The 15781-nt window shown below is 63.6% G+C and carries 7 protein-coding genes; 1 reads left to right on the plus strand and 6 read right to left on the minus strand.

Going from position 1 to position 15781, the window contains the following annotated elements; genetic code table 11:
• Positions 1 to 270: 270 nt before the first annotated feature.
• A complete protein-coding gene (locus ACFY2A_RS30190) occupies positions 271 to 2241 on the minus strand; it encodes a Druantia anti-phage system protein DruA (RefSeq protein WP_387176695.1) in 1971 nt (656 codons plus the stop codon).
• Positions 2242 to 2251: 10 nt separating this feature from the next.
• Positions 2252 to 3775, minus strand: coding sequence for an ATP-binding protein (locus ACFY2A_RS30195; protein WP_387176697.1), 1524 nt, complete (start codon positions 3773 to 3775; stop codon positions 2252 to 2254).
• Between the two features lie 123 nt (positions 3776 to 3898).
• Between ACFY2A_RS30195 and ACFY2A_RS30200 the strand changes: the two genes are divergently transcribed.
• A complete protein-coding gene (locus ACFY2A_RS30200; RefSeq protein ID WP_387176699.1) occupies positions 3899 to 4225 on the plus strand; it encodes a hypothetical protein in 327 nt (108 codons plus the stop codon).
• 65 nt (positions 4226 to 4290) lie between these two features.
• Here the strand turns inward: ACFY2A_RS30200 and ACFY2A_RS30205 are convergent, their stop codons facing one another.
• Genes ACFY2A_RS30205 through ACFY2A_RS30220 form a run of 4 tightly spaced genes read right to left on the minus strand, consistent with a single transcriptional unit; the run spans position 4291 to position 15057 of the window.
• Entirely contained in the window at positions 4291 to 5580 is a 1290-nt protein-coding gene (locus tag ACFY2A_RS30205; protein ID WP_387176701.1) for a PD-(D/E)XK nuclease family protein, read from the minus strand.
• Positions 5577 to 11132 carry a DEAD/DEAH box helicase gene (locus ACFY2A_RS30210; protein ID WP_387176703.1) on the minus strand — a complete coding sequence of 1852 codons (5556 nt, stop codon included), beginning with the start codon at positions 11130 to 11132 and terminating at the stop codon, positions 5577 to 5579. The genes ACFY2A_RS30205 and ACFY2A_RS30210 overlap by 4 nt, the downstream gene beginning before the upstream one ends.
• Positions 11133 to 11140: 8 nt before the next feature.
• On the minus strand, positions 11141 to 12232 hold the full coding sequence (locus ACFY2A_RS30215; RefSeq protein ID WP_387176705.1) for a hypothetical protein: 1092 nt from the start codon (positions 12230 to 12232) through the stop codon (positions 11141 to 11143).
• Positions 12229 to 15057: a hypothetical protein gene (locus ACFY2A_RS30220; protein ID WP_387176707.1), complete on the minus strand. Its 2829-nt coding sequence runs from the start codon at positions 15055 to 15057 to the stop codon at positions 12229 to 12231. Before ACFY2A_RS30220 ends, ACFY2A_RS30215 begins: the two co-directional genes overlap by 4 nt.
• Positions 15058 to 15781 lie beyond the last annotated feature (724 nt).

Raw genomic sequence — 15781 nt, forward strand, 5'->3', positions numbered from 1 at the left:
AGAATTAGTGCGCAGATTCGCTCACGAGGAGCCAAGAACCCGCAGGTCAACGCGACGAGACCGCTCGTGATCCATGATCGTGAGCCAAGTCAGGTTTTACTGTCCTGAACATGCAGTCCGAGCTCCGTGTGGGGTTCTCAGCATTGGCGGAAATGTTGGCTTGCGAGCAGCACGAGCGTTCGGTCAACGATCACAGAGGTCATCCCACACGAACTCCCACCGGCCATGGCAAGGGGGCTATCGCCGTAGGACGGGCGCTCGAGCTTTGGGTCAGTACAACTCCAACTGTTCGTGCTCGTCAGGTGCCAGTGGCAGGTCAGGTAGCGTGACTCGAGCACCATGGCTGACCGGTCTGGTCACCCGGTGCGCCGCAACCGCCTCCAGCACCGTCGGTGACTTGCTGCGTGGATGAAGCCACCGTCGCATCCACCATTCGGAGATCGCGTCCACGTCGCATCGGCCAGGGCGGCGCCGGAATTTATACCTTGGCTCTGCGTCGACGCCGAGTACGTACGGCAGTAGGTTGTCCACCAGGCTGACGCCGTAGATGATGCGTTGACGACCATGCTGCAGCAACGTGTCCGACGGCCACCCCAGCAGGTCGAAGCCGTGACGAACTTTTCTGAGTTTCGGATTCACACCTTCCCCGAAGATGCTGTTGACACGTGCACCGCCGGCGGTCCTCTCTGCGAGGCGCACCAACGCGCGCACCGATTCGGTCGATAGATGGGACGTACCGAACGACTTCGAGCGGCCGAGTTGGCGGAATTCGATGGCTGACGATCCGCCGAGGACCTCAGGCGGAATACGGATCCGGTTGTACTGGCTAGCGCCGGAGCCGTAGAGCGAGGTCGTCCCGACGAACACGAGGTTTGACCGTCGGCGAATCGGCCGACCCGCCATCGAGGATGCGATCTCGCTCGCATAGGCCCCGTAGCGCTGCCGATATGCCATCACTACGGCGGGACTCGCCGCCAGCATGCTGACGAGTTTGCCGCCCAGCAACGCGTTGTAGGGCGCGACCGCTCCGCAGACCGTGAGGTCCGCGATCTCTGTGCCCACCGCGTCAGCTTTCGCCCGCCTTAGCACGGACATGATCGCCCGTCTTGCCTTGGGGTTGTCGAGCGCGTGGGACAGCCCTGCGCTGGTCTCCTTTGGGTACAGGTAGGGTGCGAGCGCTTGCCGTGCGCCGAGCAGGTCGGCCAGCGCCAGGCAGCGCTTGCTGCGGAAGAGGTCGGACTCGGCACGCCGACGCCATCCCTCGACGTCGTCTGCGTCGTGAATCTTTTTGAAGTCCGTCGGTCTAACGAACCGGTGATGATCCCGCCGGCGGCTTTCAGCCTCTTTCAGCAACCGCTCGATCGCTTCACTGGCCGGATTGTCCCACAACGAGGGCCAGTACAGACCGTCCTTGACCAGGTCGTCGACATACAGTTCGTCCAGCGAGGTCTGCAGACGAGCGGTAATCCAGCGAGCCATACGCAAGGTTGGGTCGGCGCGGAGGCTCTCAAGGAACACCCTCGGCTGCCAGCCGATCCAGTCGTCCCGCTCGGCCAGCTGCACGACGGCGCTTCCGAGCGCGGCGATCCCGATTACTGGGTGGAAGGGAACTGCTCGGTCCCGGACCAGGAACATCATCGTCCGCCCAGGGGTGCTGGTGTATTGGTTCGACCAGGTATGGCGGAAGTATCGCCAGATGTCCATTAGCTTGAACCCGGTCTGCGAACATCGCTCGCCCGATACGATTTGAATGTAGGGGTCGATCACCTTTCGCAGGCGTCCGGGCTCGGCTTCGCCCTCGCTGTTTAGGGCCCTCAACGCGCTGGCGAGTTCGCTGCCGTCACGCATGAGGCTGAAGATCGACACGAAGTTTCCGCGGAACTCCCGCGGCTTCTCCATGGACGCGACGAACCGACGCACCGACGGGGTGGCCAGTTGCTCGTCCCGCTTGATGAGCTCTTGGCGACGAACTCGGTGCTTCTCCTCGACTGGATCAGCTACGCGCAGTGGCGGGGCGACCCACACCTCATCGTCGTTGACTCGCACGTTCCAGCCCTGACCGACAAGATCGAGCAGAACGTGCGCAGCGGCTGTTAGGGCGGCGTTCTCACGGGCAAGGCAGCGTTCGCGCGCCGCTTGACGCGCTGAGCCTTCATCGCCCATCAGCGCTTGGCCAAGTGCTGCGTAGGCCCGCCGGTCCGCGGTGCGACACCCTGGCGGCCACGGCAACGTGTACCACACCTCAATCATGCTAGGCATTCATGAAGGTGGCGAGCACATTGGATGATGCCTGGCGGAGCCTCTGGGCATGCCCCCGCTCGGCACCTCGCAACAGCGCGGCCTCAGCACGAGCAGAGGCTAGAACGGTGAGTGCAACCTGCCGCGCAAGATCATGATCCCTACCCGACTCGCTCATCGCTAGCGGACCGTAAAGATCGCGATACCAGGGGTGCTTGGTGTTGAGCAACACAACGATCTGCCGATCCCGTACGACGACTTCGTATGCCGCCATCGTAGGCAACTCAGCCGCCGCGATCTGATACGGGGCCTCGTTTCGGCTCAGACCGTCGACCAGGTCTTTCAGCTCCCCAGGTACGGAACGGCGTCCGCGCGGCAGGGATGGCAGCGACGGGTCGGCGCGGGCAGCCTGCTTTTCCGCCGCGTTCAGCGGCTCGGTTGCCTTCACAAGGAGGAAGCGATTCCGAGCGCGGCCGTTCAACGCGCGTGCGATCGTCTCCAAGTCCGGTGAAATGATGTCCAAAAGTTCGGGCCGTGGGGAGATAGTCTGTTTCGCGTGAGTGATCCCGAACAACTCGTCGAGGATCGGATCGAACCTTATCTCGCATCGCCACCAGTCATCGTAGTTCTCGCGGCGCTTGCCACCCATGAAGAACCATCCCCGGTCGATCTCACGGCCTGCGCGGACGACGGAGACGGGCGGGCCAGCGGTCACACCCATGCTGCGCTTTTCTTCCGTAGACAACGCGTGCCAGCGATCGATCGGAAGTTCACTGAACGTGACGGAGATGGCGCCGGTCGCCGAGCTAACGGGGATCTCGTACCGTAGATCGTCCCCGAATTGCCTACCACCGGTGATTTTCGATCCTGGTAGGAGACAAAGGGGATCATTTGCCACCACGAGCTGGCCGTTGACCTGCAAGATGACGCCCCTGGCAAGAAAGTGTCGATAGATCCGTCCTAGGTCCTCCCGAAGCCTACGTGCGAGGGCTGAGGGACGCTTGTACTCCACCCTGTCACAGCGCGTCAGTCGCACTACCGTCCCGGACGTTGTGCAAGGGACGAACTCCGGCCGGTCGATGAGCTCGACGGGAGGCAGCGTCACGTCGCCCGATTGAGCCAACTCGTCGATGTCCAGCCTCGACCACAGGACACCAGAACTCCGCCGCCACGTGTAAACCTCGACGCGACGGCTACGACTAAGCGCACCGTTCGGCAGCCCCATGCCGTAGCGGCCCAGCGAGTTCCGGTCGTTGAACCGGCTGGTTCCTCCGAATGTCAGGGCCCCCGCGAGGGAGGCGGCGTCCATGCCGTCACCGTCGTCCGTCACTGTGATCTCAGCCCGGCAATCGCCACCTCGCCCCGCTGCAACGTCCACCGCGACATGTCGCGCTCCCGCCTGCAGGGAGTTGTCGATCAGCTCTGCGACCGCGAGCCCGGTCGTCTTGTAGCCGCTGTCACGAGTGGCGACGAGGAAGTTGGCGGGGTTCACCAGGGTGGGCCGAACGGCCGAAACGCTGTCTACCTGCGCCGCCACTAATGCCACCTCCCACCGGCCCGATCGCCGGATGCATGATCACCAGACGCTAGACGATATGTGATAGATACGTGATAGACGCGCGTTCAGGCGATAGACTACCCCAGTGTCCGGAGCAGGTACATGACCACGCGGCGGCGGATTAGCGCCGATACCCCTCTACCCGAGTGCCCCGAGAAGCGAATCGGCCTGTCACTGCCGGGCCCGATCAGCGACCGCCTTGACGATCTCGTAGCCCTCGCTGAGGAAGCCGGCGAACGAACAAATCGCAAAGAACTTGTCGCCTCGCTGATTCTCGCTGCACCGTCGGTCAGTGGAGAGATCTCGGTGCTGCTACACAACTACCGCCGAGCCAAAGCGCGGGCTGCGCCGGTCGACAACATCAACGATGAGCTGACCATCGCCATCCGATCTCACCGCCCCGGACCCCGTCCACGCCGCCGGCTCTGATCATGTATTGACGCGGCCGCGAGAGCCGCCGAAATCCGTCATCTATGCCGGGATTCAGGGCTGCGTCAATTGCAGTGTCGACCCTCGACGCCGATCCGTGCACTAGCCGCGTTGGCATCAGTCACGACGAACACCTCTGACGAAGCCGACACTGCACCGATCACCACGTCGACCTCGAGATCGTTGTCCAACCGAATGCCGAGCACTCGTATCTGGCTACCAGAGGTAAGCACAGTCGATGGTGACGGCGTCCGCAGCAGGAGTTCGCGCTTGCCCGTCCGGCGACTCATCATCCAACAGCTGCGGACACCATTTTGCGGACCGACGATGCCTTGGTAGTCGAACCAGCCGCCAGGGGAAACCCTGTCGGGGTTCGGAACGACCTGCTCCCAGTACTCCCCACAAAGCTGGCGGACCTGACAGAAGCCACAGGCGTCTTCGCGCGTGACCGCCGTCGGGATCGCTGCCGCAAGCTCCGTGTCGGCGGCGGCGATACGCGTCTCGAACGTCTGCCCGAACTCCCAGAGCTCTTCATCTGCGGGCGCCGGGACCGACACCTCGCGGCTCGGATAAGTGACCATGAGGTCGGTGACCTTCCGCCCGCTCTGGTTCGCCGCTCTGTCCAAGCGCCACAGCAATGCATAGGTGCGCAGTTCGTCGAGGTGGCTCGGATCCTCGGCCCCCGTCTTGTAGTCCGTAATCCGCACGACAGCGTCAGCGACGGTAAGCAGATCGACGCGACCGGTTAACCGCAGCTCACCGGCTGTCAGCGTGATCTCCGGATATGCGCCGGTTCCGATTGGTTCGCGCTGCGGACATGAGATCGACCCGCTGTTTCCACGATCCGGTTTGGCAGCCCGCTGCTTGGGTTGGCTGCCTGAAGGCAGGCCAATTCGCCTCAGGTATGCCTGGACCTGCGCACGCGCTTCGGGCACGCGGTCACTGAGTTCGCAGCCGAGACGACGTCCGCGATCGCGGTTCAGACGCGGATTTTCATCCATCCGAGCCAATCGGTCCTTCAGGGCACGTTCGACCACCGCCGTGATCCCGCCGAGTTCGCGAAGGACCTGGGCCGCCCCCGCAACGCGTGTCGATTCGCAGCCCGCAGCAATGAGCGCCTTCAGGATCGCCTCCAGCGCACTGTGCACGACGTCGCCGAAGACTGCGATCACGGGCATCATCGGATAGCCCGAGCGTGACCAGAGGTCGGGGTACTGCGCCCGGGTCAGCATCCAACGCCGCGGGCAAGCCTCGACCTCCGTGAGTGAAGAGTAACTCCAAAGGTCCGGACGCTGCGGCGAGACACCTGCGGACGTCTCGACGGCGGGGTCGAACCTAAGCCCACCTCCGGTCACGTCAGCGAATCCCGGACCGTGTGGCTGGCGAAGGGCAAGTTGCGCGCGATCACGATGTCATCGATCAGGCGAACCGGCACGCTGCCGAACTCCTTGGCGTCCCGCAGTTCGTCGGTCGGCGCGACGTCAGGCGTGAGCGGTCCATGAATACCGAGGATCCATTGCTGGTTGCCCCTAGTGGCCAGGATCGGCGCGGTGACCGGTCCGATCCCCTCGATCTCAATCTCGGCCTTGCGCTCGAAGGTCACGCCGTCGATCCCGTGGCTCGTCAAGTCCTCAAACAGCTTGTCAGCCGATTGACCGAGGCGGACAGGATCAAGCTGCGGAGGAGTCCCGTGGATCAGGTAGCGAAGCAGGCTGGCGCCAGCGTGCCGGTCCAACAGGCCATGCTCGAAGCGGTTGCGGAAGCTCCGAAGACAGCGGTAGCAGGACTCGTCACAGCCAGTTGGGCATCCCTCCAGAAGTTCCAGCGTCTGCTCGAAGATCTCCATCCCGTAGTCGTTGACCCGCCGGGTGAAGCCAGCGCCACCGGCGAGCGTGTCGTAGAGGTAGATTTCGGATTCAAGCCCCTCGCTGCCAAGCGGCGTGAGCGCCGGTCGATACTCGGCCTGGAGTTCCGTCGCCTCGATGTCGAGCTTCCTGGTTGCCGCAATCGTCAGGCCCTCCGCGATAGTGCGAAGCGCGACGTGTGTCGAGAGGAACGCTGGGCGCAACGTGATTGGCGCAGCCACCTTCAAGCGCACTAGCAAGACGTCCGAGATGAAGTCGGTGCCGAGCACCAGGCCACGGGTTGACCTCGAACCAGGGCACGAAGGCTCCTTCTCATCAGGATACGGCTTCGGATGCGGGCCGACGACGGCGGTTGATGCTGTCGCTGTTGGCTCGATCAATCCGCAGAGCGTGCAGTAGGTGTAGCCCTCAGTACGTGGACCGGTATTGGTTACGAGCAGGGTCTCGCGTCGGTACGTCTGTTCGAGTCGATCAGTGACGTGCTGCCACGCGGACTCCTCGGTCGGGCCGGGCGCCATGAGCTTCGCCCTCGTGGCGTAGCTCCGTGCGGGCGCATCATCGGGGCTGGTGCCGGGAGCCTCATTGGCGCGGTGAGCGAAGCCCGGCGGGCGGATCCAGTTCTTGGCCGCCCCGAACTTGTCCGCGGCGCCACAGGCCGGGCACTCACGTGTCTCGCCGCGTTCCGCTTCCCTGTACGAGAAGTGCTTGGCGTAGTGGCACACTTGGCACTCGAAGTACAGGAGCTTGTCCTCCCACGCCTTGGAAAGCTCCTTCCTCACAGGCGCGTAGAGCGCTCCCGACGTCCACTCCTTGTTATCGATCCACACCACCTTGCCGGGCGCATACTGGCTAAGCGCCACCGGCAGGCCCTGACTCGGCGCGTACAGGACCTCAGCCCGATACGGCGTCGACCGATCGATGTCAAACACGTGGAACGCGACCACATCTGTGGGAAAGGCATAGCGCGGCAGCACACCCTTGTAGAGCAGACGATCCAGGAGGTTGCTCTGGCTCCGCCGCGCGCTTGGCACCTCCGCACCATCCTCGGCTGGCCCATCAGCTTCAACATCGTCGGTCTCGGGTTCGGAGTCATCCTCCGAGTGCTCCGGGAGACTGCCATCAGTGTCGAGGTTGAGCGCCGTGTCGATGTCGTCAAGCGTCCTTGTGACGATGCCGTCGAGCAGGGTGTCCCGATCGCTGGCATTCAGTTCGCTCGGGAGCCACGAGGCAATCTCGCCGCGAAGGACAAGCTCGTTGACCTTCAACCAATCCTCGAGATCAGTCCGGTTCAGCGGCGACGTCGTTCCCGCGAACCCCTCGACCTTGCCCAGCACCTCGAACAACTGCGGCTGCATCTCGGGTTCAATCTTCGGCAGCCGGTCCTGGTGGTAACGCTGCAACAGATAGGCGGTGACGTGACGCCGCGCGATCTCGTCGTTGTCCATCGTGAGGATGGGATCGTCGACCTTGCCTCGGATCATCAGTTCCGGCTGGCGGAAATAGTGATCGTCGTGGGTATCGGCGCTTCCGAAGGCAAGCACGGTGGCCACAGCGTTGCCCCGACGACCGGCACGACCGGCTCGTTGCTGGTAGTTGGCACGCGACGGCGGCATGTTGCGGAGCGCGACACCGGACAAGCTGCCAATATCGATACCGACTTCCATCGTCGTAGTGCAAGACAAAACGTCGATTGCGGCGCGCTGCTGTTCACCAGTACGCGGAAGACCCAGATCGACGTCTTGGAAGAGCAGTTCGTGTTCCTCGGCCTTGGAGAACACCTCGTCCGACTGCGCGGCGTTCAGCTGCGCCGTGTGCTCCGCCGCGATGATGCTCATCGGCGATTCGGGCGGATCAGCCAAGGCCCGGGCAGCACTTGCACGGTAGTACCCCTTGCGTGCCTGGAATACGGCGTCCTCGTCAGGGTTCAATGTCCGAACGCGGTCCGCCCCGCAACTAACACAGCGCGTCGTGCCCGGGAACGGTCGCTGCGTGAACCGGCAGCGCTCGCAGTAGCCCCACAGGCCACCCAACTCGAGCGCGACCCGCGAGGCCAACAGCTTGAACTTGTTGCCCGCGACTCCTTCGCAGAAGATCTGCACCAGCGTCGGCAGCCAGTTTTCGGCAAACTGCTTTCGAGCCGCAGCCGTGCGCAACCACGATTGGATCGCCTTAAACTTACCGCCGTGTGGCTTCACTCCGCCCTTGGTCTTCCACCAGTCACCGTCAGGCATGCTCGGGAACCAGACGCCACGGTTGCTGGTCATCCATTGGCTAAGCCAGAGCCGGACCAGCGCCTGCTTGGTCTCCTCGGTTGTCGCCACGCCCGCGATATCCGGGAGCTTTACGAGTAGCGGCGTCCAAAGATTGGCCCGCTCCCGGATCGACGCCAGGCCGAGCGAAGAAAACCCGTAGTATCGGTCTGTCAGCGTGGCGTACATGGCACGAAGCAAGGCTTGCGGGGGCTGATCAGTAATCAAGGAGAGTTGCATCAGTTCCGCTTGGTTGCCCTCAAGCGCGCCGTTCTCAAGCGACCTCGCGACCTCCTTGAGAGGTTCAAGCGACTCGGCAGGCCGCAGTTCGGGACGCAGCCGTACCGAAAGCAGCCGGGCACCGACCATCGCCGCGAGGTACATCCGTTCGAGGCTGAGGGCCGGGGCGAGCGCTGTTTGCTTCGACAACTCCTGCCACCCCCGCAGCACCACGGGCCGGATCACGTCGCGCATGGAGTAGTTCTGCAGATTGGGCGCGAGGCGCGCTGCGACCTGACGTGAGTCCGAGAACGTGAGCACCTTCCGACCGCGAAGTGGCGCGAAGTCCGAGTACTCCTGAGCGCTGGCGGGCTGGACTTCGAGTTGACGGGTCACCAGCGCCTGGAACGGCTGGTCGCCCTTGGTCTGATGGTTCTGCACAGAGGAGCGACCGAACCCGGCCCGCTGGCCGCACACACCGCACGGCGTGAACTGGCCGCTGGCCTCCGCCTCATCTTCGTCCTCCTCACCGGTGATCGCCTCGCCCGCCCGCGGCGTCGGCAGGAAGACAACGCGGCTCCGCTCCCCCAGTTCCGCGGGATTAAGCCGTCCAGTAACAAGGTCGATATCCGCAGGCTCAACGTTCTGCTCGGCCGGCGCTTCCAGGAGAAGGTCAAGCGGCTGCAACTCTGGGATGGCTCCCGAGGAGGCCTGGAACTCTCCACCCTGTTCGTGCCACAGGAAGCTGGGGTCGATGACGTCATCGGTGTAGGTGCGGGCGTAGGCGGAGCCACAGTGCCTGCAGGTGTAAAGCTCAAAGACCCGGGCTCCACAACCACAGGTCGCCTGCGGCTGAGCGTAGAGCGCGCCCACCGGCCGGACAGTGGGACCCGCCTTGCGGTCGACCTCGGGGCAGTCCGGATCGATGCATGCCCACAAACCGGGCAGCCCGCGGAAGAACGCGTGAACACGGCACGGAAGGAGACCAGCGTCATCATCTGAGCGCCGAGCTGCGCTCCCAAGGGCAACCAACGCCGAGACTGCTCGGTCCGCCAGTTCCTTATCGATTGACGGAAAAATCATCGAGCCCAACTCATTGACTGGCTGCGCCTGTTTCATCGTCTCGTTGACGACCAGACTCATCGGCCCCCAGGTGCTGAGGGCGTCATGGAGCATCGACCCGACCGAGGCGCCTTCGACGGCCGTCACTCCGCGATAGTCGAGCAGGCTACGCACCGCCTTGGTCCTAGCCTCGTCGCTCGACGCCTCGTAATACTTAGCCATCGGCAGAGCCGCCAAGATCGCTGCATCCTCAGCGGTGCCGGCGGCGGCGTGCTCACGGAGCGCGAGCCGGCCCTCGACGGTCCTGAAGTCGTCCTCGCACTTGCCCGTCAGCTGTGCCGCAAACTCCCGGGCGTATTCGGCGCTTGCGAAGCTCGCGCTGGTGCAGATCACCTGCAAGCGATCACTGGAGATGCCGAGTCGGGCGCGAAGCCGCCGCAGCAGCAACGCGACCTCCGCACCTGCGGCACCCCTATAGAGGTGCGCCTCGTCGATGATGAGCAAGAACTTCTCAACGGGGTTGTTTGCCAGCCATGCCCGCGTGGCATCAAAGACGGGCCGCTCAAGCGGCCGCATCAGCATGTACTCCAGCATCGAATAGTTAGTGATCAAAACGTCTGGCGGAGCACTCAACACCTCATGCCGCGTGAGGAGTTCTGGATCCTCGGGTCGCATGACAGCACGAACGAATTCACCTTTCTTGTCCCTCCAACGGCTTCCACTCGCGCCATACCAGGACTGCAGGTCGGGCTTGGCCGGCCACTTGCCACGTGCCTGCAGCTTGTCGATCAGGGCGACCGCGTCGGCGTACGACGGGGATGTGGGATCGGCCGCCTGTTCAAGGAGGAAGACGTAGAACTTCTCAATCGAGCGAAGTCGCTCTTGGTCCTTCTCGACCTTTCGAACGCCGGGGTAAAGCGTCCGGCTGGTGTACCGCGCAAATCGGGCAGGGCGGCCGGCCCAGGCAGTGAACTGAGTGGCCACTCGTGGATCACCGAGGAGCAGGCGCAGCCGACCGAGTTGATCGTTTACCAGCGCGTTCATCGGATACAAAATGAGGGTGCGGACGGCTGGCGCTTCGAATGACTCAGGTCGGTGGGCTGCCTCGGCCGCGAGCTTGCCAAGCATCGGGAGCAGGAAGGACTCCGTCTTGCCGGATCCAGTGCCAGTGGTCACTGCGAGGCTTCGACCGTCCCGCGACGTCCACTCAAGCGCCTGCGCTTGGTGCGTGTACGGCGGGTCGTAGAGCAGCGGAGATCTGTTGCCGTGCGGGGAGGTCAGGCTGGCGAAGATCTTCTGCGCCGCCGGATCAAGCTCGAGATCGCTGAACCGTCGGTTCGTCTTGTAACGCGGCGTGCTCTCGATGAATGGTGCCCGGAACAGCACCCCTTCCTGTTCAAGCAACGCCCGGCGTTGGTCGATCAGGGTCGGGTGTCCGACGTGGTAGGTGGCCTCGATGTAGTCACGCAGCGCGTCCTGGATCTTTCTGATCGTCTCCGCGATGGTGGGCACTTCCGCCGTCACTCTATTCTTCCCCCGTCCGAGACGAGCATCCACAACATGTCAGCAAGAAACGCCGTGAGGTCGAGCATAGCTCCGGTCGGCACGCGGTATGAAAACAGCGAGCCCTTCGAGCGCGGCAACGATAGCCCGACCAATTCGAGGTACCGCTCCGCCCAACTTGGCACCGGTGAGAAGAGATCCACGACCTCGTACGCGCTCCCTCCAGTTGCGGACCCGGTCCGAATGACCTGGGGCTGGCCACGCTCCGCATCGAGTGCCGCTTGCAGACGCCAGGCTTCGTCGTGTCCCGGTCTGGTCGCGTCGGCGACGGGGAGGTCGACGAGCCGTTGTGGGACTCCCTCAGCGACGCGCACAAAGCACCAGAGGTCCGCTCCGTAGGCCTGCGGGCGCCGGGCGACGAAGTCACCGCTATCGCTCGGCCTCGTTGCCCGCCATCGGCCGCGGTAATACCGCACCGGACTGTTCGAATCGATCACGGTCAGGCCGTTGACCTGGCCAGATGGACCTGCGCTGTCAAGCCGTTGGCGGTACGCGTCAAGAAATTCTGAAGCCGAAACGGCGGCAGGATGCATCGCCCACTGTTCGCGCGTGATCTCGTGCAATCCGAGCGCTGTGAGCAGTTCCCCGGCAGTGTCCTCGGCTAACTCGATGGTGCGGGTGTGGCCCTCGTACAGAACGTCGCTCGCCAGAGCCTCACCGACCAACGCCGCGCCGAACGGACGGATCCCGAGCAGCAGGTACCGGCCAGGCTCCTTGACCACATAGGACGGCGGACCAAGGAAGAGCAGTCTGGTTGCGTGCATCGACCGCTGGCGCAGTTCGAGCAGATCACCTGCCGAGATCAGAAGGTCAAGTAGGTCCATGAGGTCATCACGAGACGGCCCGCCACTTGGTGCCAGGGGACCAGCAGCTTCGAGCACGGCATCAACGATCTGACGCGGCGTGGCGGGGCATAGGAACGATCCTGCTCTCCGCAGGGAGGCGGAAAGTGCTTCCTGTGACAGCAGGTCAACTACTTCCTCGTCGAGGCCAAGCGTCTTCACAGCGAGTTGGGTCGCATCCGCAGCAGACAATCGGGAAACTTTCATCTGGAGCCTCCCATACCAGGCTTTATCGTGTCCGCTCGATATGCATCGGTGCCCAACACAGCAAATCGAGCCGCCCGCAACAGGACAGGAGTGTTGACGACGCGGTTCAGGAGCCCATCTCGCCTCGATGCGTCCCATTCCGCGATGCGTCCGGGGCTGCGTGCCAAGAAGACGAGAAACCTTGCGGCCAGAGGCGGATCGTCAATGCCACTGCTCGCGGCCGTCGAGGCGATCGCGCCAGCGAAACCCTGAAGCAGCGAGTCCGCCGAGTCCGACCACCGCCAAAGGCGATCGGCGATGTCCTTGGCGAGCGCCTTATGGCTGGAGGAAATACCGACCATCGCCTGCATTTCGTCCAGATGATCCAAGACATCCGCGCTCTCGAGCTTGCGCTCCAGCCGCGCCCAGTGATTCCCGGCGATAACCGAGACAAGCGCGCGAGTGATCGCCTCCAGAGCAACGCTCTGCTGGTACCGCGCGAACGGATCGGCCGGCAGGTCGGCACACAACCAGTAGTGGTGGGCTCGTATCAGGCGTATGAGTTCGTGCCGGGTGTTGGATACGACGTGGACAGACGAGCGAGGACTTCCCATCGCCAGAAGTTGGTTGGGATCCGGAGGAAGGATGACTGCGGCTTCCACGTCTCCCGCGGTTGCCCGAAGCAAGCCACCGCGCGGTGGTGCTTCGATCTCCGAGCCCGGCTGGTAGAAGACTCCGACGAGCGGTGACTCCACCGGAAAGAATTCGACACGAGTGTTGTCGCCGTCGGTCCGATCGACGAGCCGAGCACCACGTCGACGGTGGCGCTTCACGACGACCCAGCGCAGTGCCTGGAATCCTCGGTCACAGACGAGTGAGGCGAAGCCGACCCCTGCCCTGGAGACCGAGACCTCGCAGGACTCCGCTTCGTCGTAGCTGCCCCGGAGGTCAGAGTTGCGAAACTCGCGCTGTGCGAACTTGCTCCATGCTAGAGAGTTCATTGGCAGATCGATGCGACGGCGGATCTTGGCTAGCCGTTTGCCGTCCGCACCACGGAGGATCACCGAGAGGTCTGCGGTTGCTGCCGGCGGGCCGTCGATGGAGAGCGCGGCACGTTCCGCCCACAAATCCGTCAGGCTTGGCCGTGCTGGGGACGCGAGCAGTCGGATGCCCTCGCCCGACGTTGCACTCTCAGGCCGCACCTGTGGGTCGTGGATCGTGACGAGAAGCGAGCCTTCAGTAAGCGACTGGTCGCCCCCAGTGGCCAGCAGCGTGGCCTTGACCTCGTGCGTTCCGACCGTGAGCCCCTCGAGCGAGACGAATAGGTCGGACTGCTGGGCTGGCCACGCCATGACATGTGGAATGCCATCGACCGCGACGACGCACTTCTCTGGTGCCCGCTCGGCGTGGATCCCGATCATGGCGGGCTCGCCAGCGAGCCACTCAACTGAGCCTTCACCGTCCCAGGCGTTCGCCACCAGGCCGATTGGTCGCACCGCAACATCCGCCAGGACCGAGATGCCCGTCGCGACGAGTGCGGCTTCGTCAGCCTCACCAATGACCTTGGGAACGGACAGGTCAAACGCTCGCATTGCATCAACGTGGATGGCCGTCTCCGTGAGCCACGGGACGTCCGGCGGCTCTGTCGCGCCGTCGCCGACCAGCACATACGAATGCCGGGGTCGGACAACCTTGCCCTTAACCTCCACGGCAGGACCAGCGTCGCGTCGCCGGAACAGCCACCACGGACCCGCGCTGATCATGCATTGATCAGCGATCAGCCCGTTCACCGGCGCAGACGCACGCTCAAGCTGGATGAACGGCGTCTCCCGGCGAGGCCACGAGGTGAGTCGCACTTCCTGACCGGGGTAGACGAGGCGACCAGTCGCAAGCATCTTGCCGTCAACGCCGGCGATGCGGGCTCGCGACGATCGGAGTTGGTCGTAGACGTGTGGCAGTCGACCGTGAAGCGAGCTAAGGTCCGGAAGTTGGGCATACACCCGCCATCCGCGCTCCTGATACCGGAGAAGCAGTTTCGGATCGGTTGCGGCCGGAAGTCGCTCCTTTCGCCCGAGTGACGCCGTCCCCGTGCTATGTGAGCGGAAGCCGCTTGCGCGGACACGGCTGGCGGACTGCTTTGCCTGCGTGAGCCAGTGTCGAGACTGGTGCCCGCGAGACAGTCCATCGACGAGGCGAAGTAGCGTTGAGCGCATGAGGTACGGCGACTCTTCGTCATCACCAGACAACAGGGCCGCAGCGACCTGTCCAAGTAGTGTCGCGTTCTCGCAGAAGATGCGGAAGCGTTCGGTGTACCCACCCGCCCGAGAGGCAAGCATGGCGCCGAGCGCATTCGGATCGCCCAGCAGCCTTGTCGTCAACCCCGTCCGGAACTCGAAGAGGAGTTGAGCAAGCTGCCGCTGCAAGTAGGTAGGCAGTACGGCGTGCGTGATTGGCCAGGCGATGATGGTGAAGTTCTGCGCAAACGCGCCAGTAGGCACCGCTCCGCCGTATTCGTCGGCGAACTTCATGAACCACATCTTGATGCGCTGTCGGTCGCCATGCGTGCGCCACAATGGCGTCGAGGCCTCGAAGCTGGGCCAGTATTCATCTCCGATGTAGTCGTAGCCCGACTCGGCTGCATAGACAACGAACGGCAGCCACCAATGACTGACGCGGGCACCGAATCCCTGCGCGACCGCCGCACGCACGGTCAACTTCAGCCGGTCAAGCTCCGTCTCGCCTAGGTCGTGCTCCAGCGCGAAGACCGGCGTCACGGGGTCCAGCTGCTGACGAGTCTCGCTCAGGCGGCGGAAGTGGTCATCCAGCTTCCTATGCAGGTACTCCAAGATCTCTACTGTCTCGCCCCGCCTGACTTCCTCCACGCTCGATGCCACCTCCCCTCACACGTCCGTGCGCCCGGGCTTGCCCTGGGCGTCGCAGTCCGAGACGTACCAACGACAGTGCGGACTGGCGCCAGGGCCAGCCTCGCCTGCAGTGACCAACTCGACGGCAGCCTGCACCACCAGGATCGGACTCCAGGCGGCGAGCCGACTGCAACGTTGTGAGGAGCCCAGTTCGGCCGCATTTGCGGTGATCACCCGCTCCGCTTGACGGCGGACGGTACCTCCAGCACGGCAAGCATCGACCTCACCTCCCCACAAGGTGCCGCGGACATTACCGGCAGGGGTCCTACCAGCGGGACCCCGACTATTCACATGTTCAGCCGGTCTCCTCTGGCCTATTTGTGCTGTCAATAGCCCGCGGAGTTTATATTGCTCCGAGGTAACTACTGGTTGAGGCTGCACACGTCGGCGCAGCTCAACCCCGGCCCTCGCGAACCGACCCCCGCCTGGGGCTCGCTGGCGGCTGGTGACGGTTCGGACAAACTCTTACAGCGATGCAGCGCACGTCTGTCGTAGATCTGACAGCAGGACCTGGGCGCTTCAGCAGGACAGCTCCTAGCTTGATCTTTAACCTGTGGTCGGTTTGTATCGACCCTGGCGGATCATGGCCGCAGCCCTTGGTTGATCATTCTTCTTGTCGAGGGAAGAGGATCAGGACCAAGGGCTG

It is taken from the genome of Micromonospora sp. NPDC000442, from assembly GCF_042898635.1.
In the GTDB taxonomy this organism is placed as follows: Bacteria; Actinomycetota; Actinomycetes; order Mycobacteriales; family Micromonosporaceae; genus Micromonospora.